This window comes from Paenibacillus sp. YSY-4.3 (genome assembly GCF_054767475.1).
Map to the genome: position 1 here is coordinate 681,651 of NZ_BAABMC010000001.1, position 21,951 is coordinate 703,601.

20 protein-coding genes are annotated in these 21,951 nt (G+C 49.1%); 15 read left to right on the forward strand and 5 right to left on the reverse strand.

All coding sequences use genetic code 11. The features are described 5' to 3' along the window. The first annotated feature begins 94 nt into the window (after nucleotides 1-94). The 10 genes from ACYUJT_RS03120 to ACYUJT_RS03165 all read left to right on the forward strand — a co-directional run bounded on the left by ACYUJT_RS03120 (nucleotide 95) and on the right by ACYUJT_RS03165 (nucleotide 13,385). The gene (locus tag ACYUJT_RS03120; protein ID WP_460318757.1) at nucleotides 95-2,371 is read left to right on the forward strand and encodes a tetratricopeptide repeat protein; all 2,277 of its coding nucleotides are present in this window, start codon (nucleotides 95-97) and stop codon (nucleotides 2,369-2,371) included. Between the two features lie 111 nt (nucleotides 2,372-2,482). Beyond that, nucleotides 2,483-3,202 carry a DUF981 family protein gene (locus ACYUJT_RS03125; protein ID WP_460318758.1) on the forward strand — a complete coding sequence of 240 codons (720 nt, stop codon included), beginning with the start codon at nucleotides 2,483-2,485 and terminating at the stop codon, nucleotides 3,200-3,202. Between the two features lie 289 nt (nucleotides 3,203-3,491). Then, on the forward strand, nucleotides 3,492-4,646 hold the full coding sequence (locus ACYUJT_RS03130; RefSeq protein ID WP_460319749.1) for a Gfo/Idh/MocA family protein: 1,155 nt from the start codon (nucleotides 3,492-3,494) through the stop codon (nucleotides 4,644-4,646). Next, complete coding sequence (locus ACYUJT_RS03135) at nucleotides 4,643-5,728, forward strand: Gfo/Idh/MocA family protein (RefSeq protein WP_460318759.1); 1,086 nt, start codon at nucleotides 4,643-4,645, stop codon at nucleotides 5,726-5,728. Before ACYUJT_RS03130 ends, ACYUJT_RS03135 begins: the two co-directional genes overlap by 4 nt. Before the next feature lie 496 nt (nucleotides 5,729-6,224). Further along, nucleotides 6,225-8,318 carry a chemotaxis protein CheW gene (locus ACYUJT_RS03140; protein WP_460318760.1) on the forward strand — a complete coding sequence of 698 codons (2,094 nt, stop codon included), beginning with the start codon at nucleotides 6,225-6,227 and terminating at the stop codon, nucleotides 8,316-8,318. 72 nt (nucleotides 8,319-8,390) lie between these two features. Beyond that, nucleotides 8,391-8,888, forward strand: a complete 498-nt coding sequence (locus ACYUJT_RS03145; protein ID WP_460318761.1) for a chemotaxis protein CheW — start codon at nucleotides 8,391-8,393, stop codon at nucleotides 8,886-8,888. Further along, nucleotides 8,845-10,671 (forward strand): methyl-accepting chemotaxis protein, encoded by a 1,827-nt coding sequence (locus ACYUJT_RS03150; RefSeq protein WP_460318762.1) that lies wholly within the window; start codon nucleotides 8,845-8,847, stop codon nucleotides 10,669-10,671. The genes ACYUJT_RS03145 and ACYUJT_RS03150 overlap by 44 nt, the downstream gene beginning before the upstream one ends. 16 nt (nucleotides 10,672-10,687) lie before the next feature. After that, nucleotides 10,688-11,503 carry a CheR family methyltransferase gene (locus ACYUJT_RS03155; RefSeq protein WP_460318765.1) on the forward strand — a complete coding sequence of 272 codons (816 nt, stop codon included), beginning with the start codon at nucleotides 10,688-10,690 and terminating at the stop codon, nucleotides 11,501-11,503. Between the two features lie 20 nt (nucleotides 11,504-11,523). Then, nucleotides 11,524-12,543 (forward strand): protein-glutamate methylesterase/protein-glutamine glutaminase, encoded by a 1,020-nt coding sequence (locus ACYUJT_RS03160; RefSeq protein ID WP_460318766.1) that lies wholly within the window; start codon nucleotides 11,524-11,526, stop codon nucleotides 12,541-12,543. Nucleotides 12,544-12,590: 47 nt separating this feature from the next. Then, entirely contained in the window at nucleotides 12,591-13,385 is a 795-nt protein-coding gene (locus tag ACYUJT_RS03165) for a Nif3-like dinuclear metal center hexameric protein (RefSeq protein ID WP_460318768.1), read from the forward strand. A gap of 69 nt (nucleotides 13,386-13,454) precedes the next feature. Here the strand turns inward: ACYUJT_RS03165 and ACYUJT_RS03170 are convergent, their stop codons facing one another. The 3 genes from ACYUJT_RS03170 to ACYUJT_RS03180 form a co-directional block, all read right to left on the reverse strand. Further along, complete coding sequence (locus ACYUJT_RS03170; protein WP_460318770.1) at nucleotides 13,455-15,146, reverse strand: methyl-accepting chemotaxis protein; 1,692 nt, start codon at nucleotides 15,144-15,146, stop codon at nucleotides 13,455-13,457. Nucleotides 15,147-15,207: 61 nt separating this feature from the next. After that, entirely contained in the window at nucleotides 15,208-16,137 is a 930-nt protein-coding gene (locus tag ACYUJT_RS03175; RefSeq protein WP_460318772.1) for a DsbA family oxidoreductase, read from the reverse strand. Further along, nucleotides 16,112-16,471 (reverse strand): winged helix-turn-helix transcriptional regulator, encoded by a 360-nt coding sequence (locus ACYUJT_RS03180; protein ID WP_460319750.1) that lies wholly within the window; start codon nucleotides 16,469-16,471, stop codon nucleotides 16,112-16,114. Before ACYUJT_RS03180 ends, ACYUJT_RS03175 begins: the two co-directional genes overlap by 26 nt. 155 nt (nucleotides 16,472-16,626) lie before the next feature. Between ACYUJT_RS03180 and ACYUJT_RS03185 the strand changes: the two genes are divergently transcribed. Both ACYUJT_RS03185 and ACYUJT_RS03190 read left to right on the forward strand, forming a co-directional pair. Next, nucleotides 16,627-18,522, forward strand: a complete 1,896-nt coding sequence (locus ACYUJT_RS03185) for a J domain-containing protein (protein ID WP_460318774.1) — start codon at nucleotides 16,627-16,629, stop codon at nucleotides 18,520-18,522. 35 nt (nucleotides 18,523-18,557) lie between these two features. Then, on the forward strand, nucleotides 18,558-19,169 hold the full coding sequence (locus ACYUJT_RS03190) for a DUF1266 domain-containing protein (protein WP_460318775.1): 612 nt from the start codon (nucleotides 18,558-18,560) through the stop codon (nucleotides 19,167-19,169). 72 nt (nucleotides 19,170-19,241) lie between these two features. On the opposite strand, the gene ACYUJT_RS03195 is transcribed toward ACYUJT_RS03190, so the two are convergent. Beyond that, nucleotides 19,242-20,078, reverse strand: a complete 837-nt coding sequence (locus ACYUJT_RS03195; protein WP_460318777.1) for a patatin-like phospholipase family protein — start codon at nucleotides 20,076-20,078, stop codon at nucleotides 19,242-19,244. 40 nt (nucleotides 20,079-20,118) lie between these two features. Further along, nucleotides 20,119-20,445 carry a hypothetical protein gene (locus tag ACYUJT_RS03200; protein ID WP_460318779.1) on the reverse strand — a complete coding sequence of 109 codons (327 nt, stop codon included), beginning with the start codon at nucleotides 20,443-20,445 and terminating at the stop codon, nucleotides 20,119-20,121. Between the two features lie 179 nt (nucleotides 20,446-20,624). Here ACYUJT_RS03200 and ACYUJT_RS03205 point away from each other — a divergent pair, with 179 nt between their 5' ends. The 3 genes from ACYUJT_RS03205 (at nucleotide 20,625) to ACYUJT_RS03215 (ending at nucleotide 21,932) form a co-directional block, all read left to right on the forward strand. Next, nucleotides 20,625-20,912, forward strand: coding sequence for a Dabb family protein (locus tag ACYUJT_RS03205; RefSeq protein WP_213588889.1), 288 nt, complete (start codon nucleotides 20,625-20,627; stop codon nucleotides 20,910-20,912). A 26-nt stretch (nucleotides 20,913-20,938) separates the two neighbouring features. Beyond that, complete coding sequence (locus ACYUJT_RS03210) at nucleotides 20,939-21,379, forward strand: DUF86 domain-containing protein (RefSeq protein WP_460318781.1); 441 nt, start codon at nucleotides 20,939-20,941, stop codon at nucleotides 21,377-21,379. A 133-nt stretch (nucleotides 21,380-21,512) separates the two neighbouring features. Then, the gene (locus ACYUJT_RS03215; protein ID WP_460318783.1) at nucleotides 21,513-21,932 is read left to right on the forward strand and encodes a YtxH domain-containing protein; all 420 of its coding nucleotides are present in this window, start codon (nucleotides 21,513-21,515) and stop codon (nucleotides 21,930-21,932) included. The last annotated feature ends 19 nt before the right edge of the window (nucleotides 21,933-21,951 follow it).

Consider the following 21,951-nt stretch of genomic DNA (forward strand, 5'->3'; position numbering starts at 1 on the left):
TTTGAAAAATTTACTTTTAATCCGATAAAAGGAATATACGTTTTGCAATAAGTGAATTCCAAAGAGTCTATTTGAAAGGCGGACTAACGAAACCATGACAATCTGGGAGAGACTGGACATTGAGCCGACCCATGATCTAAAAACCATAAAACGCGCCTATGCGAAAATGCTGCAAGTCTACCACCCAGAAGAGGATGCCGAAGGCTATCAAGCTCTTCGCGAGGCTTATGACAGGGCGCTGAAATTCGTCAAGGAGCAGGTAAGTAGAGAGGCAGAAGCAGGAGCAGAAGCAGAAGCAGAAGCAGAAACAGAAACAGAAACACCATATGAACACAGCTCCGATCATGCCGATGACTGGGTCAGCCCGGAAGTCGAAACATACGATGAAGTTTTTTTACATAATTATGCTATTCTTCAACGCGAAATCGACCCAGTTCAGCAGTTCATCGAGCAAGCGGCAGATCTATATCAACATTTTCCTTCGCGCATCAATCCTGAGCTGTGGCTCCAATTGTTGAACTCAGATGTTGCCTGGGACACCACATATAAGCGGAGTCTAAACAGGGCAATGCTCGATTTTGTACAAAGCCATAGGTTTTTTCCATCAGCGATATGGAGGCTGCTGGAAGACTTTTTCCATTGGAAAGAGGAAATACGGGAATCTCTGGAGCCTCATATTATAATGATCCCAGGTGCTTTTCAAGAATATTATCTGGAACAGCTCAACGAGGACGGATTAAATTACGAATTTTTGCTTCGGGCGGAAAATATCAATTTCGATGAATTTTTGCAGTATCGAGAGCATGCTCATCAATCGCTTAGAGAAAACAAGCTGAAGGAAGCTGGACATTCCTTGAGGGCTGCCCTTCAAATATTTTACGATGATCCTGACCTGCTTCGGCTGCTTGGTGAGTATTACTTTAGAATATCGCAATATGGTCTTGCGGTGGATGTACTGACAAAGATATTGCAGCTACTGCCGGATGATGTCTCTAGCTATTACAAACGGGCGCAGAGTTACTACTACAGCAAACAATTTGAACTAGCCATACTGGAATGTGAGTTCATCCTAAAGATGTGGCCCGAACATCTAGAAGTAAGAATTTTACTGGGTCAATGCTATAATGCCTGCGGACAACTCAGGCAAGCACTAGCCATCTTTAGATCTGTCCTCAATATGACTGATCCAAATAATAAAGCAAATTATAAACTTCGCAAACAAGCTTTGTATGCTATTTTTGAAATTGAATATCCAGTAGCGCGTAACGAAGCTGAGGAGCAAACATTCAATAATGGTCATAATAATGACAAAATTCCGGAAGGGATCATTATTCCGATTTTGCCGTTCAATGTTAATTTACATAATTATGATATTCATCAACGCGAAATCGATCCAGTTCAGCAGTTTATCGAGCAAGCGGCAGCTTTATATCAACATTTTCCTTCGCGGATCAATCCTGAGCTGTGGCTGAAGCTGCTGAACTCGGATATTGTCTGGGACACCGTACGTAGGGCGAATCTCAGCAGGGCTATGCTTGAACTCGTGCAAACCTATAGATATCTTCCATCAGCAATATGGAGGCTGCTGGAGGATTGCTTTCACTGGGAAGAGGTATTTAAGGAATCTTTGGAGCTTCATATCGTGGAGATTCCAGTTTCTTTTAAAGAATATTATATGGAACAACTCAACGAAGACGGATTAAATTACGAATTCTTGCTTCAGGCAGATAATATTAATATAGATGAGTTTTTGCAGCATCGTGAGCATGGTTACCGGTCGCTTAAAGAGAACAAGCTTGAGGAAGCAGGACAAGCTTTGAAGCATGCCCTTCAATTATTTAATGATGATCCTGACTTGCTTCGCCTGCTTGGTGAGTATTACTATAGAACATCACAGTATAGCCCGGCGGTAAATGTACTGACAAAAGAATTGCAGCTGCGGCCGGATGAAATCGAAAGTCATTACTTACGGGCTCAGTGTTACTACTACAGCGGGCAACTTGAACTAGCCGAGTTGGAGTGTGAATTCATCATAGAAATGTGGCCTGAACATCTTGAAACAAGAATTTTGCTGGGACATTGCTATGTTGCCCGAGGACAGCGCGAGCAGGCTCTGGCCAGCTTTAGATTTGTGCTCGATATGACCCTTTCAAGTGACATGGGAGATTATATGATCCGTAACCAAGCTTTACACGCTATTTCTGAAATTGAAGAAAGAGACCGTACCACATCAAAATCAATTTATTCAGAGCGTGAGTTAATCGAATACAGTCAAAGTCCTGAAGGAAGCCAGGGTCAGCGAAGTTCAGTCAACTACGGGCTTCTTATACTTGCGATCTTATTTATATTGAAATTCATCCTTACAAGATAATTTTGCTTAGCTACATAAATAAAGTTTGATCTCACCCGTATAGTATGCTGCGTTATTTTATGGGAATAAATGGACGTAACGCGCGGATTATACGTATACGGGGGGCACTACATGCATATCGATTGGTCACATACACAGGTGTACAACACCATCATGTCCGTAGCAACAGGAATCGCGCTGCTGATGCTAGTCCGCTTCAGCCAGCATGTCACCCGCGGAGATAAAATTAGCCTCGAAGGCTGGTCTATTGGCTTCGCCATTCCCGGTTTTATATTAACCTTGACGGGCGGGGCGATGACGCTTACCTGGCCTTTGTCAAAAATCGGGTTTCCGTTCGATGACATCATATTTGGTGAGCCTACATTGGCGTTCGGCGTCATGCTGCTGGGCGGAGCTATTCTGATTTGGCGCAGATCGAATCTCCATCATAAGTCGGAGCAAAGCGACAAGGAAGCCAAAAAGCAATCTGGAGTGCTGGCTTCGCAACTGATCGAGATGATTCGGCCTCTGTCCTATTTTGCTGCCGCTATGGGGCTTGCGCTTATATCCATAGCTATTGCCGGCGTATATTATCAGCTGTTCGCCGCGCCGCCCGAGGAGCCGATATCCGGACGCTTTGCGAATTATCCGATGCTGGAAGCTTCTTTTATATCCGCGCTATATGCCATTACCGGCATTGGGGCGATCCTCCTGCCATTTTCCCTGGCCACTCGAAATCCAGTGGTCACCCGTATTATGGGTTTGTGCTGGAGAGTAACGGGAATACTCTTCGTCTTGTTCGGAGCGCTGAATTACTTTACGCATATCGGGCTAATCATTAACACGATGTAAGTAAAGCCGCACTGTCAGTAACAGAGCGAATGACTGCGAGGCTGCAACCGATTATGGTTGCAGCTTTAGTCTTGTTCCTTGGCTTAACGCCGTAAGCTGAACAAGATCCGGCCGCTCCAGGGTTGGGGTGGTCTTATTTTATTTTGGAGGATTTAAAAATAAATTGTGCATTGTTCTTATACCAACAAGCCGTGTGAATTGCTAATATAGGATATGGAAGATTTTTTCGAAGCGCTCGCCAGTTACCAAATGGAAGCGCTATCTTATTGTCATCGGGGAGTGAACCGTCATAATACGCATAGCTATTGTCGGTACAGGGTCTATAGCACATTCTCATGCGGCCGCTTTTGCCTCTTTTTCGGAGCGCTGCAAAGTGGTTGCCTTAGTCAATCGTCATGAAGATAAAGCCATTTTGCTTCGGGACAAGTTCCAGTTCGAGTGCAAAATTGTGCAGGATTATAAAGAACTGCTTCAAGATGAGGATATCGACCTGGTGGCGATTTGTACTCCTCCTCAAACGCATGCCGAGATTGCCAGCGATTTGCTGCGGGCTGGAAAGCATGTACTCGTCGAGAAGCCGATGGCGATGTCGCTTGAGGAATGCGATCAAATGCTTGCCGCCGCAGCTGAATCAGGCTGCATTCTATCCGTTGTTGGGCAGAACAGATTCTATGATCCCAATTGGAAGCTGAAGCACACACTTAATTCCGGTTTGCTGGGGAAAATCGTTCACGCCCAAGTCGATTCGTATCACTGGCGCGGCGAGAGTTATTACGATCTATGGTGGCGCGGAACCTGGGAGCAGGAGGGGGGCGGCTGCACGCTCAACCATGGCGTCCATCATATGGACATGCTGCTGTGGATGATGGGGATGCCGCAAAGCGTTCAGGCCGTCATGAGCAACACCTCGCACCGCAATTCGGAGGTAGAGGATATATCCATTGCGATCCTTTCTTATGCGGATGGGAGCTTGGCGCAAATTACGAGTTCGGTCATCCATCATGGGGAGGAGCGCCAGATGGTATTTCAGGGTGAGCGTGCCCGTATTTCTTCACCTTGGAAAGTGTACGCTTCGACGCCGAAAGACAATGGGTTTCCTGAGCGGAACCCCGCATTGGAGACGGAAATCAAAGATTATCGGGATGGGGTTGAGCCGCTGGTGCATAGCGGCTTTGAAGGGCAAATCGATGATATTATGACGGCCATCGAGAGTGGCTCGCGTCAGGTACTCATCGATGGGCAGGCAGGAAGAAATGTACTGGAGCTAATTACGGCCATTTATGAGGCATCCATCACAAAGCAGTCCGTTAGCCTGCCTTTGACGAAAGACAACCCCTTTTATACGCGGGAAGGCTTGTTGGCTCGTGCTCCACGTTTTTATGCCAAAACGAAGCCAGCATCGAATGCAAATGAAAATCAAGAAGCCGGGGGGAAAACGAGATGAAGCCAGTTAAATTCAGCATTATTGGCGGAGCGGGCTTTCGGGCCCAGTATTTTTTGCGCATTGCGGAGGCTTTGCCAGAGCGTTTTCGGGTCAGCGGCATGGTCGTCAGGAACGAGTCCAAAGCTAGAGCAATGGAGGAACAGTGGGGCGTGACGTCTTATCGTTCGCTTGAACAGCTGCTGAAGAGCGAAAGTCCCGATTTTATCGTCGTCTCGGTCAGCGGATCAGCAGGGATGGAGTATTTGTTCAAGCTGGCTGAGGCGGGAATACCAGCACTAATGGAGACCCCACCGGCACCTGATCTGGAGGGCCTTGAGGTGCTGCATGACCGGCTAACGGCAACGGGCGCACGCGTTCAGGTAGCGGAGCAATATCATTTTCACCCTATCGAAGAAGCGCGGCTCGCCCTCATTCATTCCGGAAGGCTGGGAAGAATTACGGAAACGACCGTTTCCATCTCCCAGCTTTATCATGGGGTCAGCTTGATCCGCAAAATGCTAGGGATCACTTTCGAAGAGGTCAAAATCAGAGGCATGCGCTTCCAATCCGAATGGGTGCAAGGCCCGACGCGCCAGGGCCCGCCGACGGAAGATGCGATGATTCCTTTGCAGCGGGATTTAGCGTGGCTTGATTTCGGGGATCGGCTGGGCATTTATGATTTTACGAAGGACCAGCATCGTTCTTGGGTCCGCTCGAACCATCTTTCCGTTCGCGGGGAGCGCGGAGAAATTTTCGACAGCCGCATTCTGATCCAGCAGGAATCGACGATACCGCTGCAAATGGAGTTAAAACGAATAAACAAAGGGGAACTCGAAAATCAGGAGGGATATTTCCTGCAGGGCATTCTGTTCGGCGATCAATGGCTCTACGACAATCCGTTTACCCCGGCGAGGCTATACGATGATGAAATCGCGATCGCCCGCTGTTTGCAGCGTATGGCTGAGTATATCCAAGGCGGTCCCGAGTTTTATAGTCTTGCGGAAGCGTCGCAGGATCATTATTTGGGCATGTTGATCGAGAAGGCGATTCAGACCGGGGAGACCGTTACATCAACGAGACAGCGCTGGGCGCAGGATCGGTAATAAATGATACAGCCCAACGATATTCGATCCAATGCGTTGGGCTGACTTTTTTTTAGAACTCGAGCATTCCGAACTCTCTACCTTCGGGGTCGTAGAATGCACAGTCTTGGGTAGGCTTGGACATATTCGAACTCATCCTTTCTAAATATCTTGATAATAAATGACCGGCAGCATTAACAAATAACGTTGTTGTGCATAATCGTGAACTGCTCGGTAACCGCAGTGTCTTGGCGCTCAGGCCGGAACGCTCGGTGAATTGGCTGTCATCATCATCATCATCATCATCATCCACAAATCCCCTAACATAAACCTGTACCTCCAAACTTGAACAATTAGGCTTAATTTGGACTGACCGACATAATTCGACAAAATAAATTAAAATAAATCATAATTCGACATATTCTCGTTCCGTTTTTGCATGTAACATGATAAAATACCTAGTAAAAGAGGACTAATTGCCCATTATTCCATATGAGATAGAAGGTGATCGTTCCGCATGTCAGATTTTTCGTCAATCGATACGCTTCTTGAGATGTTCATCTTCGAAACATCCACCTTGCTGGAACAGCTTGAGCAGACCATTCTCGATTGCGAGCAAACAAAGGATTACGGCTTAGGCGTAGTTAATGAGATTTTTCGGATCATGCACACGATTAAAGGCTCATCTACCATGATGGAGTTTCACAACATTTCGACCTTGGCGCATGTAACGGAGGATCTTTTTTCGTTTATTCGGGAAAGGCAGCTTCAGCTTGCTGATGATTCCGCCGTTTCTGAGCTGATGCTGGGCAGCATCGATTTCATGAAGGTGGAGATGCTGAAAATCAAAAACGGCGACCCGGCAGACGGCGATGCTTCATTTTTGATTGAGCAATTAAGGGCATTGCTGGAGGAAATGAAACAGTCATACGGGGCAGGCAATGCAGCCAGCGGCACTAACGTAAGCGTTCCTGACTGGCTGCCCGTCACGGAGCAAGAGAAATCAGGGCCATTGCTTGAAAGCGAGCATTCCAAGCAGTATACGGCTGTTCTCCGCTACGATGAAGGCTGTGAGATGGAGAACCTTCGCGCATACCAAGCTGTAACCAATCTGCAGAATGAGCTGAAAATGATTTCTCATGTTCCGGAGGATTTGCTGGAAGATGAGAAGGCGGTGGAGCAAATCCGCCGCGAAGGTCTGCGTTTGTCGTTCCAGACGGACAAGACGTACGACCAGATTTACCAGCTTCTTCATCAGATCAGTTATGTTCGGAGCTTTGTGCTTGAAGAACAGTCTGACTTGAATGTTCAGGCTGCCGGCGAATTTACACCTGAACTTGCCAGGGAGCATCATGAGCTCGAATCTCCCGTGCTTCCACAGAAAGAAGTAATACTGAAGGCGCAGGGGGAAACGAGGCGGAATGCATCCTCCCAGCAGTCAAGCTTTATCAGCGTACATATTGCCAAGCTCGATGAGCTTATGGATTTAGTTGGCGAGCTCGTGATCGCCGAAGCGATGGTCACGCAAAACCCTGATTTGCAAGGACTTGGTCTGGAACTGGAGCAGTTTCAGAAGGCTTCGCGCCATCTTCGTAAAATTACGTCGGAAATGCAGGATATGGTTATGTCGATTCGGATGATTCCTTTATCTGGCACGTTTCAGCGGATGCATCGTATCGTTCGAGATATGGGCAAGAAGCTGGGGAAGGATGTGCGGTTGAATCTTGTAGGAGAGGACACTGAGGTAGACAAGAACATTATTGATCATATTGCCGACCCGATTATGCACATGGTGCGCAATGCGATCGATCATGGATTAGAGAGCGGTGAAGATCGGACACGGAGAGGGAAGCCAGCGTATGGAACATTGACGCTTGAAGCGAGTCACGCTGGTGGCGAGGTGCTGATCCGGATCAAGGATGACGGCCGGGGATTGGATAAAGAGAAGCTGCTGCAGCGGGCCAGGCAGAACAATTTGCTCGTGAAGAATGAGAGCGAAATGACGGATAAAGAAATTTACAGCCTTATATTCCTGCCGGGATTTTCGACGAAAGATCAGATTACGGAGTTTAGCGGCCGAGGAGTCGGGATGGACGTCGTTACCAAAAATATCGAATCCGTTGGCGGGATCGTCACCGTCGACAGCGCCCTGCATGAAGGCACCGCGATTACGATCAAAATACCGCTGACGCTGGCCATTATCGACGGCATGAACGTCAGAGTAGGTGAGTCGCGTTATACGCTGCCGACTACGGCAATCAAGGAATCCTTCCGCCCGAAGGCCAGCGATATTATCACCGATCCGGAGGGTGGAGAAATGATTATGGTGCGCGGGCAATGTTATTCCATCGTAAGGCTGCATCAGCGCTTCGGGGTTCAGACCGAGGTCACCGGATTGACGCAAGGGATACTCATCATGGTCGAGCAGAATGATCGGCAGATTTGCATATTTGCGGATGAATTGATCGGCCAGCAGCAGGTGGTGGTTAAGGCGCTGCCGCCTTATATTAATAATTTGGCGCAAATTGAAGGCGTATCCGGATGCACGCTGCTGGGTGACGGAAACATCAGCCTGATCCTGGACGTTCAGGGCTTGTTGAACGGCAACTAGGCGAGGCAGCGACGCATTTTGTTTTTTATTTTGCGACTAAGTTAGGTTACCCAAGAGAGGAGGAAGTATAGCATGTCGAGTCAGATGCAGCAGGAGGATATCGAAATCGAGGACACGCAGACAGGTAAATTTCTGACCTTTCAATTGGGAGAGGAGTTTTACGGCATCGAAATCAAGTATGTCACGGAAATTATCGGGATTCAGAGAATTACCGTAGTCCCGGAAATGCCTGACTATTTACGGGGAATTATTAATTTGCGAGGCAAGATCATTCCGGTGATGGACGTGAGGCTTCGCTTCAAGAAGAGCTTTCGTGACTACACGGATCGTACCTGCGTCATTGTGGTCGATATTAGGGACATTTCCATTGGACTTATCGTGGATAGCGTGTCGGAGGTATTGTTCATTCCGGAGGAGGAGATGATTCCGCCGCCTGAGTTTCATAAATCGACATCTAAATTCATAAAGGCTATCGGCAAAGTCGGGCAGGACGTTAAGCTGGTTCTGGACTGCGAGAAGCTGCTTCATGAGCAGGAGTTTGAGGGTTTGGCTGAGATCGTCCAGCCATAATCCGGCAATACAGGATGAAATCATAGACAACGGAGAGGAAGTGGTTCCCCTGGTTAGAGCATTTCGAAATTTAAGCATTGGAAAAAAGTTGAACATCGGATTCATGGCTGTTTTGGTCGTTTTGGTGACATTATCCGTGATCAGCTACCAGAACTTCAGCAAAACTAGCAAAGCAATGGATTGGAACGAACATACTTATGAAGTGCTAATGGGGTTGCAAACTGTCCTGGACAGCATGGTCAACATGGAGACCGGGCAGCGCGGATTTGCGCTGACGGGGAATGAAAGTTCTCTTGAACCTTATGTAAGCGGCAAAGCCAACTTTGAACAGAGCTTTAATCACGTAAAGGAGCTGACTGCGGATAATCCGTATCAGCAGGAGTTGATGAACAAAATCCAAACCGTGCATCAGGAATGGGTGCAAATCGCCGAGAACAGCATTCAGCAAAGACGCAACGTGGCTAATGGGTTAGGTTCGATGGACGATATCGTTAAAGCAGAGCAAGCTGCGAAGGGCAAAGCAGCCTTTGACGAATTCAGGTCTATTATTGCGGAGAGCTCGGGCATGGAGTCAAAACTCTTGCTAGAACGCAGCCAGGAAGTCGATAGAATAGAATCGATGACAAAAACGTCGATTATCGCGGGTTCTGCTGCAGCCGTATTGCTGTCGCTGTTGATTGCTTTCATCATTACAAGATTGATTACGCGCCCAATCTTCGAAGTGAAGCAGGCGGCCGAGCAGGTTGCGGGCGGCAACCTGGATGTCACGGTACAGGTGCATGCGAAGGATGAGATCGGAGCGCTGTCCGAAGCGTTCAGAATCATGGTGCATAACATGAACGATGTGCTGTCTAATATTAATACGGCGGCAGAACAAGTCTCCTCCGGTTCGCGCCAGGTATCCGAGACAAGCATGTCTTTATCTCAAGGGGCTACAGAACAGGCGAGCTCCGTGGAGCAACTAACGGCCTCGCTAGAGGAAATCGCTGCACAGACGAAGCAGAATGCCGATAATGCGACAGAGGCCAATACGCTGGTTGAGACAGCAAAGGACAATGCCGTCCAAGGCAATACGCAGATGAAGGAAATGTTAGGCGCGATGGATGACATTAACAAAGCTTCTGAGAGCATCTCCAAAATCATTAAGGTCATCGATGAAATTGCCTTTCAGACGAACATCCTGGCGCTTAATGCTGCCGTTGAGGCGGCACGGGCAGGACAGCACGGCAAAGGCTTCGCGGTCGTTGCCGAGGAGGTACGGAATTTGGCGGCCCGTTCGGCAAATGCAGCGAAGGAGACGACGGAAATGATCGAAGGCTCCATCCGCAAGGTGCAGGACGGCACGAAAATCGCTAACGAAACGGCATCAGCCCTGCAGCATATCGTAGAAGATGTGGCGAAGGTAGCCGAATTGGTGAACGAGATTGCCGTAGCCTCTAACGAACAGGCCTCTGGCGTAAATCAGATCAATTTAGGCTTGGTTCAGGTGTCGCAGGTCGTGCAGGCAAACTCGGCGACTTCGGAAGAGAGCGCGGCTGCGAGCGAAGAACTATCGGATCAGGCAGAGTTGCTTAGAGAGCAGGTCGGCAGATTCAAGATCAAAAGCCAATCTTTGTCAGCTTACCGGGAGAACGGGCAGCTGAATCCAGAAGTGATGAAGCTGCTGGATTCGATGTCGGAGAAGAAAAGAATGCAGGCATCTGCCGAAGAAAGCGTCTATGCAGCATCCGGAACCGGGCCTCGTAAAATTATGCTGTCGGATCACGACTTTGGCAAATATTGAGGATGCATGAAAACCAATGTTTACGATAACGGATAAAGAATTTGTGCAGCTCGCCTCTTATATTCATTCAAATAGCGGCATTCATTTGAAACCGGAGAAAAAAATGCTGGTGCTCGGCAGGCTCCACCAGGTTCTTCTGCAGCTTGGCCTTGATAATTTTACCGATTATTATGAGTACCTGGTCTCGGATCAGAGCGGAACCGCGATGGGGACGCTGATCAATAAAATCACGACCAACCATACCTTTTTTATGCGGGAAGCGAATCATTTCCATTATTTCAAAAGTCATATCTTGCCGTATTTAAAACAGACGGTGGCCAGCAAGGATCTGCGCATATGGAGCGCCGGATGCTCAACAGGGGAGGAGCCCTACTGCCTCGCTATGCTGATGGACGAATACTTCGGCTTGAGCAAGAAGGAATGGGATACGAAGCTGTTGGCCACCGACATATCGGACAAGGTGCTCGGTCTGGCGAGAGAGGGCATTTACGAAAAAGGAATGATCGAGACTCTGCCCAAACATTGGAGGAGCACTTACTTTGCGAAGATGGACGAGGATCGGGTTCAAATCGCTGAAGGCATCCGCAAGGAAATTATTTTCAGGCGGTTTAATTTGATGTCGCTCCGATTTCCTTTTCGCAAGAAGTTTCATGTGATTTTTTGCAGAAATGTCATGATCTATTTCGATAACCGTACAAAGACGGAGCTCATTCAGCGTTTCTATGATTGGCTTGAGCCGGGAGGGTACTTGTTTATCGGACATTCGGAGACGATTGACAAAACGCGGAGCCGATTCAATTATGTTATGCCTGCGGTGTTCCGCAAGAATTAAGGGAAAGCAGTGGAATGCGTATGAAAAGCAGGGTTAAAGTATTGGTCGTCGATGACTCTTTGCTGTTTCGCACTTTTATAAGCAAAGGAATCTGCACTGACCCGGCTCTGGAAGTGGTGGCGACTGCGACCGATCCCTTTGACGCCAGGGATAAAATCATCAGATACGACCCGGATGTGATGGTCTGCGATGTGGAGATGCCGAGGATGAACGGGATTGAATTTCTGCGCCGTCTTCTGCCTCAGCACCCGCTGCCCGTCGTCATTGTCAGCGCGGTGAGCCAGGCCGTGTTTGAAGCGATGAGCGTAGGGGCGGTGGATTTCATGACCAAGCCGGACATGAACGCCCTCGGCAGGATCGAGCCGTTCGTGGAGGAATTGATTCAGAAAATCCATATCGCTGTCAAGGCAACGGTTGTTAGTCCCTCCATTCCGGGCATCGAACCTGCTCCATATTCGGAGAAGAAGAATACAGACAAGAAGCTGATTGCTATCGGCGCCTCTACGGGGGGGACGGAGGCCATACATAATTTGCTGAAGATGATGCAGCCGGAGCGGTATCCCGGGCTTGTCATTGTCCAGCATATCCCACCGGTGTTCTCCGCGATGTTTGCAGAGCGGTTGAACCGGTTCACCTCATGGACGGTCAAGGAGGCGGAGACAGGCGATATCATCGGGCCTGGGAGGGTGTTGATGGCACCAGGCGACCGCCATATTAGGATCAAGAAATTTGGCAGCGATTATCAGGTCGTTTGTTCTCAAGGGGAAAAGGTGAGCGGCCATTGTCCCTCTGTAGACGTGTTGTTCGAATCCGTCGCCAAGGAAGCAGGCAAGGAGGCGCTTGGCGTGATTTTGACTGGTATGGGATATGACGGGGCGAGAGGCATGCTCGCTATGCGCAGGAAAGGAGCGCGGACGATCGGGCAGGACGAGGATTCCTCTGTCGTATACGGAATGCCCCGGGCGGCTTACGAGCTGGGCGCTGTTGAGAAGCAGGCTGCTTTAAAGAGCATTCCCCGCCTGATCGACACCATGCTATAATCGGATTGGAATTATGGATTGAGCAATGTATCGAGGGAGGACTCCAAATGACGATAACGATACAGCAAGTATTGGATCAATTGACGGCTCCCGCGCCGTCTTTGGAGAATACTGTAGACAGGCTGCTAACGGGAGATCCGGGCACCTCCGTAACTGGCATCGGCATTACGTTCATGCCGACGCATCAAGTGATTCAGCAAGCCGTCGAATTGGGAGTCAATTTATTGATTACCCATGAAGGCCCCTATTACAGCCATCATAGCCAGACAGATTGGCTGCAGCAGGATTCCGTCTACGCGCAGAAGCAAGGATTGATTGAAGCTTCAGGGCTTGCGATGTTTCGGCTGCATGACTACATTCATAAATACAAGCCCGACGGAATTACGGCCGGTTTAGTGCAGGCATTGGATTGGGAGAACTGCATTGATCGCGTTCACCCGGCTTCAATGATCCTTGACCTGCCGGAGATGACTGTAGCCGAGATCGCGGAGCATTTAAAGTTGAAGCTGAATGTCCCGTACGTCCGCGTAGTCGGGGATATGGCGATGCGCTGCAGACGGGTAGGGATATTGGTCGGCTATCGCGGAGGCGGTGCAAATGCAATCCCATTATTTGTCCAAGAGCGCTTGGATTTGATCATTGCCGGGGAGGGGCCGGAGTGGGAGACGCCGGAATATGTAAGAGACGCCCGGCAGCAGGGAAGTCACCAGGCCTTGATCATGCTTGGCCATGCCGAGAGCGAAGCGCCTGGCATGAGAGCTTTAGCGATGCGGCTGCAAGTGTTGTTTCCGGCGGTTCCCGTTCATTTCCTGGAGGAGCAGCCACTTTATCAAATCTTATAATGATGCCTATTTATTGCATTAAAAAGACGGCACCGCGAGGTTCATCGCGGTGCCGTCTTTGATTGTGCGTTACAGCGTAAATGTATTCACCAGATCTTTCAATTCTACTGAAGTTGAAGACAAGTTCTGGGATGAGCTCGTGATCTCTTCGCTGGAAGCCAGCTGCTCTTCCGTTGAGGCTGCTACCTGCTGTGACATCTCGGCAGTCTGCTTGGCAATATGGCCCATATTGGCGATTGAAGCGGCGACCTCTTCCGTTGAGGCCGACAGCTGCTCTGTCGCGGCAGCCGTCTCCTGAACCCTAAGCGAGACATCGCCGGTCGATGCTGCGATTTCTTTAAATGCTTCCTCTGCTTGGGCGACCGTGGCTGTGCCTTCGCGAACGTCTTCCAGGCTTCGGCTCATGGAGGAAACGGCATGCAGCATATCCTGCTGAATCGTATCGATCAGCTCGCTAATATTCTGGGAAGACTCATCGCTTTGGCCTGCGAGTTTGCGGATTTCACCCGCAACGACGGCAAATCCTTGTCCGTGCTCCCCGGCTCGGGCAGCCTCGATATTCGCGTTGAGAGCAAGCAGATTCGTTTGCGCGGCAATTTGTCTGATCAGGGATGAAATCTCACTGATTTGCTGCGATTGCTGTTCAAGTTTGTGAATGGTTTGGCTGGCGTCTTCGACCGTGTCGCTCAGCTGCTTCATCTTGCCGGATACTTCTACGATTTTCTCGGCCCCCACGCTCGCTTGCAGTGCAGCATGCCTGGACAGCTCCGAAACCTCTCCGGCCGACTCGGCAATTCGCTGCACGCCTTGGGCCATTTCCTCAACGACGATGCCGCATTCCATGGCCATTGTCGCTTGATCATCGGAGCCGGAAGCCACTTCTTGGATCATCTCCGCCACCTGACGCGCCGCTTCCGAATTTTGCTCCGAGCTGGAGAACAATTGGGCGGAAGCGCCGGCTATGGTATGGGATGAGTCTTGCATTTGCTTGACGGACCGCTGCAAGTTAACGATGGTTCGGTTGACGGCTTCCACTAGGATTCCAAATTCGTCCTTGCGCTTGACTTCCATCGGCTGAACGGTCAAGTCGCCGGCGGCAATGCGATTCATCGCCGCCGTTGTCACCTTCAACGGCCGAGTTAAATTGCGGATAAGTGCCCAAGCAAGCACAGCAACGATAACTAGTACGACAATCCCGAGGTTAAAAATAATGATCGAGGTTCTGACCGAAACTTCCTCAATGTGGCCGTTGCTCTGCTCGATGGCTGCATGATTAATTTCATATAAATGTGCAATCGAGGCCTTAGCCTGCTCAAACCCGGTTGAGACATCTTCGGAATATTTTTGCTGCTCTTCTTTACTGCCTTGTCCGCTGTTTAATTTGTCAATGCCGGTCATGAATTTGCTCCACGCCCCGTCAAGCTCTGCATACAATCTTCTGTCCTCATCAGTTTGAACCACGCTCTCGTAATTGGCTATTCCTTCATTGATTTGGATCAACAGGGAATCCATCGCGGCCTGAAGCTGCTTTGATTGCTCCGGATCATTAGCGGTTAGAGATTGATAATAGCTGCTCAGGAATAGTTCGATATTTAAGTTGATCCTATCGATCGTAGCAATACCGTACATCGATCGATGGGTGAGTTCTTTCGTGAAATTCGCCATTTTGTTAATCTGGAATAACCCTACTACGGCCATGACCGCAACAAACAATAAAATGATGGAAAATGACCCGATAAGCTTGGCTCTGACTGATTTCATGCTGTTCCTCCTAAATGAATCGAATCGATATTTTCCTTATATATCGACATAATTCGCGTTATTATTTAGAGGAGTGTTTGGACTCTACGTACGACTCTCCGATAACTTGCGAAAGCATATACTCGCCCGCAGGGAGCGATTTTTCCAGAAACATCTCTACCTCATGCTGCTCAAGATCATACATGACTTCTATTTCTTTAGAGAACAGGCGCTGTTCTCTCATCAGGAGTGCTGCCATATCCGGAACGGCGCGCGCTTGCAGGGACTCTGATTCCAACACTTGCGACAGAGCCTTCACATAGTCGGTTAACGATCTTGCTCCAACGATTTTCACGCCCTTATTGTCTTTATTGACCATGATTATCGTTGGGAAGCCCCGCACTCCAAGCGACCGGGACAGCTCGAAATCTTCCTCCAGCAAGCTCTGTGCAGCCGACGTTGCGGCTTGGTCTACAATATCGGCTCCATCCAATCCCATCTGGCTGACGATATCGGCCAGAACCTCGTCCGCCCCGATGTTTCTATTAAAGGCAAATACAGCTTCTCTCGCCCGCCGCAAAAACGTGTTCGCCAGCTGCTCATTCTGCTGCTGAAGAACTTTATATACTCGAGAAGGGATATATGAGGATTGCACGGGATTATCGAGCCATAACGAGCCATCGATTGGCATGCGGGAATGCTCCCCTACTTCACGCCAGTGACCGGCCACGTCTGCCGGGCTGTTAATTCCGTTCTTTACATCGGCAAAGCCATTCCAGCTCTCCAGCAAACCTCCCATCACCGTGCGGATTTGGAAATAATGGCCGTACTGCTCCTGAAACTGCCGCAATACAGGCTCAAGTGCCCAACAATGGGAGCAGATTGGGTCGGTAACGTAGTAGAGCTGGATCTTCTTCTCAGGCTCATTTAAATCAATAAGCTCCAGTGTGTCATCACCAGCTTCTCCGCATACTCCCGTCTGTAAATCACACATCATATTCTGGGTTGTCATCGTTATCTTCCTCTTTTCCGTGTAGATTCTCATATTGCTGGGCCCATTTCTGGATAGGCGCTAGCGCAGCCGATAAGGAACGGCCTTTCTCCGTCAATTCGTACGAGATAGTGACCACGGGATTAGCCGTAACCTTTTTCTCAATTAAACCGTAATCGATCAGCTCCGCCAGCTTCAAAGACAAGGCCCTTGAAGTGATGTCCGCCAGATCTCGCTTCATATCCGAGAAATGAGCCGAACCATTCGCGCACAGGGACAGATAGTGCAGGATCAATCCGTTCCACTTCTTTCCGAGAATGCGGAAGGAGTACTCTAAGTACGGGCAAACTTGAATAATTATCGCCTCCTCACTTCGATATATTTATTATATTTAATATAAAAAAATAAAGCAAGTATAAAAAATATACAAAAATTAATACAGTATTGTACTCGCTCCGATAAAAATAGGGGATATATCCGAAAAATTTACATTTGCATGGAGTGTGCGGAATGGCAGAATCTTTTGTGACAATTTGGCAGCGGCTTGGCATCGAGCCCACAAACGATATCAAAGAAATTAAACAGGCTTATGCAAAGCGGCTTCAGGTTAATCATCCGGAAGAGAACGCCGAAGGGTACCAGGCGCTCCGCGAGGCTTATGACCGGGCAATAAAGCTAGCCAGGCAGCGGATGGGTCATGAAGAAGATTACATCCCGGTCCAATCCATAGAGCAAGAAGAGCGGGAGCGAGAAGGACAAGAGGGTCAGGAGGACGATGAGAACGCAGGGGCTTTCAATGTTCCCTCTAGGCTTCCGCGTGATGCCAGGGTCGCGTTGTCGGAAACGGAGCTTCATGAATCTGGGGATTCCATTGGAAATGTCGATGAGTTCATTGCGCAAGCGATCGCTATATATGACCATTTTCCAACCCGGATTTCAAGAGACGCTTGGATCGAGCTGCTCAATTCCAGGATAGCTTGGAACATCTTTAATAAGGATGAAATTAACCAGCGCTTGTTCGAGGTACTGAAAAGCCGCCGCTATTTGCCCCAAGAAGTGTGGCAGCTGTTTGAGGGCTTCTTTGGTTGGAGACACGAGATTACGGAGCGTCGGGAAGAGCAAGAATACCCCGGAGCCGTTTCTTTTCTGGAGTACTACGCCAAACAGTTGATTGAACCTGGGCTGAGATATGAATTTCTGCTAGGAGCAGGCGATATCGACTACGATCGATTTTTAAGATGCCGTTATAAGGGCTTTCAAGCGCTATTCGTCAATGACTTGAAAGAAGCAGGGAAGTTTCTTGAAGAAGCCTATGGAATTTTTGCAGATGATCCCGATCTGATCCGTTTGCTGGGCGAATATTACTGGCGAATGGGGAACGAAGAACAAGCGCTGCAGGCTTACGAGAGGCAGATCAGAGTCGTGCCGGAGGAGATGGAGGGTTATTTTGCTCGGGCCCGGATTTGCTTCCGGCAAGGACAATATGCCCGGGCCGCCGAGGACTATCAATGGGTGCTGGCCCATACATCGACTCTGATGGATGCCAAGCTTGCACTCGGCTATTGCTGGTTGAAACTAGGCCAAGAAGACAGGGCCAGAGCATGTTATCTGGAGGTAGCAGGGCAAGCAGAACCTGCCTCCCTGGAGGGAGCTCAGGCGCTGCAAGGCTTGGCTAAGGTTCAACCGGAGCATGTAAGGAAGTTGTACGGCGAACGGAAAGCAGCTAGACGGCGGAAAATCAAGCTGAAATTTTCGTGGCTGCAAATATGCGTACTTGCATTCACATTACTCATCTTCGGTTGGTACGTGCATTCCCTAATAGTGGAGACAAACATAAAGGAGATTGCTCCGATTGTTAGCCTTGAAGAGCTGGAGAGTGCAGGGAAAAACAACTATGTATCCATAACTCTAACGGACGTACTGGACATTGGGTTAGGCGTATATGAACTGCAAATGGGCAAAATGCAGGGAACTACAATGATTCAGGGGAGATCTACCACGGAGAAGAATCCGCAATATTATGGCTCTGCCAAGAGCTATATTTACATTGGAAACTTTGAAGGGCAGCATGTCGTATTTTTATCGGAAAAATGGCTTGGAAATAGCGGATCGCTCCTAGAGCGACCCGTGACCATCTCCGGGTATACCCGTATACTAAAATCCACGAATGTTGACTCTGCTGTATCTTTTTATCTTAAGGAGCTGCCCGCCAATACCGAGAAGCCGCAGGAGCTCTATCCGAAATATATCGAAGAAAGCCCGCAGCTTAAAAATAAGTCTATGGTCGGCAGGGGCAATTCGTTCGCTTTCTACTTATTTCTATGTTTTGTAACTTGGAGTCTTCGTTTGCATTTTAAGAAGAAAAGAGTGCCGGAAGCTGCTTATTCGGAAAGGACTAGCCCATGATCGGAGTATTGAGAAGTAGAATTTTTTATTGTGCGATGACGGACGCACTGTTTTTGAATGACCCGCTGAATGATCACAGTGTTGGGAGCTTGAATCGGCTTAGTGTGTTGCCCAGTCATTTGCTCGACAATTGGATGTATCATCACTACGGGATCAAGAATTCGATTACTTGCGACAGAAAGCTGAAATGGCTGCTGTACGAGGGATACAGATCAGAGTTCAACCGATTGAGGGCTAGTCTGGCTGCCTTGCCAATGACGGAGCGCGATCTGTACATTGCAGCTCTGCCCGATTCGGATGAGCGGAAAAGCAAATTGTTGCGGGTTAATCGGCTCATGCCTTTTTTAATTCCGTCAGGGATTGCGGCTTATGATTACGCGCTATATCTGGCCGTCGCTCAGACTGGCGTCAGATTGGGTTATTTGGCTTTTAATGAAGCCAGAGTATTCTCCCGGGAAATTGCCAAGCTGGCTCAGGGCCAGTATGAGAGCTGGGACGAATATCATCTTGCCTGCATCGCCGGAATGCAATATCTCAGCGGCAACGATAGATCTCAAGACGATGATTACAGCACGTATATGCACACGCGAATGCTGTCCCGGAGGCTCAGTCCCAGCAGATGGATTAGTTGGCGTGCCAGATTGTAGCAAACAACAAGGAGGCATGATCCATTGGATCATGCCTCTTGCGATGATGCTGCTGACTCATTCCATGGGCGCTTAATGGAACAGCTTGTGGATGTCTATCATATGCTCCATCGCCAGGTCATAACCATGCTGGCAAGTATCGCGCAGCTTGCTGACATCCTTCTCGAAGCTGTTAAGCGGCACCTTCGGACGTATAATGACCGCTTGCCCTTCTTGCTCCAATCGTTCGCAGTAGGCGACCGTCTCATTATAACGTGCATGTCTCGTCAGCAATATTTCCTCCAACAGCGGGTATTTGCGCTTTAATAATCTGGCTACTACTGCATTTTGCTTGCTGAATGCTTTTACGTAGCCTTTCGGCTGGGTCAAAATGATTAAATGCTTATCATTGCCGTCCTCGACTGCCTTGCGGATCGGAATCGGGTCCGTTAACCCGCCGTCATAGTATTTGGAACCGCCCATTTCGATTGCCGGGAAAAACATCGGGATGGCGCAAGTAGCTCTGAGCATGGTCATTGCTTCGTCGATTTGCAGGCCATCCATATATTCCGGCCGGCCGGTCATCGCGTTGGTAACGCCGACAAGCAACTTGCCCTCATAGCTGTTGAATGTTTTCATATCGAAAGGGATCAATTGGCCCGGAATTTCGCCAAATATGAAATCCAGCCCGAACAGGCTGCGATGGCGGATAAAATTCCGGTATCCAATGTAGCGGGGATCGTTGCGGTATTGCTCTACAATATCCAGGTTCCTCCGCTTCTGACGGGATATATAGGAGAATCCGTTGCTGATTCCGGCTGATACCCCAATGCAATAAGGGAACATGACTTCCTCGTCCAGCAGCGCGTCCATAACGCCTGCGCTGAAAATCGGACGCAGGGTTCCCCCTTCCAATATCAAGCTTGGCACTTTTTACTCACCTCATCAGGTACACACTTATATTCATAGTTTAATGTCGCAGCTGTTTATTATCAAACGTGACGGATATGATTTTTGCTGCGGGAATAAAGACAAGCCTTTTGTTTGTATCGCGGATTTCGAAGTTGTCACTATGAACGGCCACCAGCGTTCCGGGAATATTTAAGCTGATCGTCTGAATGGCAAGGGACTCGCCGGCGAATTTACCGAGCCGATCTACCGTCTCGGAATCGGGGAAGGTAGCCGCGGCAAGCAGGCTTTCCAAATGTCCGACCCGCTGCTCCAGAAGCTCTAGCCCAGCATGCAGCAGGCGGAGCTCCAGCCTGCGCCGTCTGAACAAACGGCTGAAGATGCCCATCACGGATCCCTCCTTGCTGTTTTGATGTGAATCGCAATATATCGTATGCTCAGTAGATTCATAGAGTTTGGACAAGAGTGCTGTTAAGCGGGAAAAGTTATTTTAAGATATTAGTAAGTGTAAAAATGCGGTATGATATATATATTGATAGTCATTAATTCTAAGGAGAGAAGCAGGCCATGATTAAGCATATTGTATTGTTCAAGCTAAAGGATTCTTCGCCGGAGAGCATTGAGAGAACGGCTGGCGTTCTTCGCGATATGGAAGGAAAGATCGAGCAGCTTCGCAGCATTGAGGTGGGGATCGACGTCGTTAAATCCCCGCGCTCTTACGATATTGCGCTCGTTACTACGTTTGATTCCCTCGAGGATCTGCAGGGCTATCAGGTACACCCTGTACACAAGAAAGTGATCGAGCATATGGCGGAAGCCAGAGAAAGCCAGGTTGCCGTTGATTTCGAATTCTAAACGGCACATGGAAGGAGGAGACTTTCGTGTATTACGTCAATCGAGAACAAATCGAGCGCAGATTACATATGCTGCCGGAAATTGTACAAGTCCTGAACTCGTCGGATTCGTTAGAGGCTCAGGATGCAGGGCTTCTTGAACGCTACGCCATTGAGAGAGCGCTTCATTTGGCGCTAGAAATCGTTACGGACGTAGGGAGCTATTTAATCGACGGCTTTATTATGAGGGATGCAAGCAGTTATGAAGACATCATCGATATTATGCTGGACGAGAAAGTGGTGGACGCTAGCCTGCATGCCGTCCTGATCGAACTGGTACGCCTTCGCAAGCCTTTGGTGCAGGAATACTTCGCTGTCGACCGCGGGGCGGCCTCAGGGCTCTTGAAGCAGCTGAAGGAAGCAGGGGCGCTTACTGCCTTTGCTGATCGCGTCCGCGCATATTTGGATCAGGAAGGAATCGAGATCTAACCGGCCTGCAGGAAATTAGCCCAAAATGTCTTCTCTTTAGTTGTGTCGAAACAAGCATCTGCTGCTTATAATGAATTAACTATATAGGCACTAGCCCTGATGTACGGGCGGTCCGCATGAGGAGAGATGTATCGTGAGCAAAGGGAACAAAGGATGGATATGGGGCGCAGCCATCGGTACGGTCGTTGGTTCGGTTACGGCGCTGCTGCTTGCTCCCAAGCCGGGAAAAGAGCTCCGCAAGGATATTGCCGACGGGGCGCGTCAGGTCGGAGAGAAAACGGGTGAAATTGCCGGCAAGGTTACTGAGCAGAGCGCTCAGTTGGCCGAGATTGTGAAAGAAACCGCTGGAAATCTCATTCAGGACATTCAGGCTTGGCGCGAGAGCAAAGGCGAGGAGGAGAGCTCGGGCGAAGGCAAGGAAGTGCAGATCTCCGCGATCATTGTGGAGAACGAGGCTGAAGAAGCGGAAGCATTCACTTCCGAAGCGGCTGAAGTGGCTGAAGCTGTTGAGCAGACGGTTGCGGCTACGGATGAGGATAAGCTTCAGTCATAATCGTATAGCCGGATATGAT